The sequence below is a fragment of the Sulfurovum sp. bin170 genome (genome assembly GCF_010892395.1).
GTDB lineage: Bacteria > Campylobacterota > Campylobacteria > Campylobacterales > Sulfurovaceae > UBA1140.
This window is the reverse complement of record NZ_JAACKB010000049.1, coordinates 1-2,034: the sequence shown is the minus strand read 5'-3', so window position 1 is coordinate 2,034 and position 2,034 is coordinate 1. Positions and strand designations below refer to the sequence as shown.

General features: G+C 31.9%; 2 protein-coding genes. One reads left to right on the top strand and one right to left on the bottom strand.

The genetic code is table 11. From position 1 onward, the window contains the following. Positions 1 to 577, top strand: a 577-nt coding sequence (locus GSY74_RS01115; RefSeq protein ID WP_164663257.1) for a sugar transferase, incomplete at its 5' end; no start/stop codon positions are given. 7 nt (positions 578 to 584) lie between these two features. Here GSY74_RS01115 and GSY74_RS01110 read toward each other — a convergent pair. Next, a partial coding sequence (locus tag GSY74_RS01110) for a hypothetical protein (protein WP_164663256.1) occupies positions 585 to 2,034 on the bottom strand: 1,450 nt, incomplete at its 5' end.

Here is a 2,034-nt window from a genome sequence, read left to right as displayed (position 1 = left end):
ATTTGAGTTTTTTCAAAAAAGAGTTATAGACCTTAGTTTAAGCAGTCTGCTTCTTATTTTGACTTCACCTATTATCTTATTCTCTATCTATCAAATCAGAAAAGAGTCTGCTGGTTCAATTCTCTTTACACAGCCAAGAGTGGGACTAAATGGAGAGAGTTTTACATGTTATAAGTTTAGAAGTATGCATACAAATATGGGTTTTAATCCGTATACACAAGATAAAGATCCTAGAATTTTTCCTTTTGGTAGAATCATGCGTAAGATGAGGATTGATGAACTACCACAACTATGGAATGTTATTAGGGGAGAGATGCATCTTATTGGTCCAAGAGCAGAGTGGGATATATTGGTGAATGAGTATGAGAAGATTATCCCAAAATATCAAAAAAGACACATTGTTCGACCTGGAATAACAGGACTTGCACAGGTTTCATACCCTTATGGACGAAATGTTGAGGATGCAAGAGAGAAGCTAAAATATGATTTGAACTATATAAAAAAATGGTCAATCATGCTTGAGATTAAGGTTATTTGGAAAACTATTATGGTAGTTTTAGGTCAAAAAGGGGTCTAATAACTACTTAGTTATTTAAATTTTCCTTAATTATAAGAGTTGTTATAATATTTGAATTTTTATCTATCGTAATATTTATATCACCTATTATATCTGTTCCAAGTTTATAGTATAGATTGGATTTAGGCTCTATATTGCCTATTTCAGTAGAGATATTGGGTTGACTCCTATAGTTAAAAAAATTTATTGAACCCATGCTATAGCTACTATTCTCATATTTCGTTTCAAGAAAATCCCCAAGATTATATAAATACCCACTATCTACTCCCAAATCTGTATTGGAGCTTAAAAGTATAGCAATTCCCCAATCATGCATTAGCATATCAAAGTTTTTATCGTAACCATTTGGTGATTTTTGTATAGCATCTATAATGGCTTCTTCATCGGTGTATCTATTATGTAAAATATCATGAAGCAGTTTTGCACCACCATAATTTCGTATGAGGTAAGAGCCAAATGCTCCAACTTTAGAGTAATCCTCTCTTTGATTATTCCATGTTGGTAGAGAGAGGTTGATATTTTGGTTAAAGAGAGGAAATCTACCATTTGAATTTTGCTCTTCCCCTGCATCACCTCTAGTATATGTGACACCTCTTACACCATTGGTTTTTAATTTTGTAGCGATAATATCTTCTACTGTTACAGCTAACATCTCATCAATCCAAGGTTTTAGTCCACTGTTGTTGTAGAGAATATTTTTTTGATAAAATTGAATCATATGTTCAAACTCATGAGCCAGAGTAGATAGTATCTTCTTCTGTTTATACTCCTCTATACTCCACTCTTGATTATCTTGATGCGTTGCAAATATTACAGAATCTATATAGAACATTGTTCTCTCATTTGAACCACTAAATAGATTTTTTCTGTAGTTATCTTTTGCATAAAAATAACCAAGCACACCTCCACTCGCTCTATTATCACTGTTTATATCAGTTAAAAGTATCGTTATCTCATTTTCATCTTCAATCAAAGAGCTACTATTAGTCTCGCTCCACTCCTCACCAAAAATATTGGTAACCCAATCATATATATCATTATCATCTCCATCTTTTAAAAATGAGTTGGCTAACTCATCAATCATGTTCTGTCTAATACAGTAAGATTTAGAGCAGTTCTCTCCAAAACTATCATCTGAAACCCATACACTTAGACTCTTATTACCATATTTTGTTTTGATGTTCTTAAGAACTTTTCTTGCTGTTGCTTGTGTAGATATTGAGGTATCTTTTTCTAGATAAAAAAGTTGGATACTATTGGTTCTATCACTCTTTAGAGAGTTAACTCTCTCCTCTTTTTTTGATGGTTGCCCTTTTTTTATAGCTTGATGATTAAAATTCATAATATATTTAGGAGCGTGTTGAGCGGAGAACTCTCTATTCTCTACAATAGGTTTTAGCTTGTTTTGTATATTTAGTTTAATATCTTTATTATCACTATTGTTATTCAATATAATT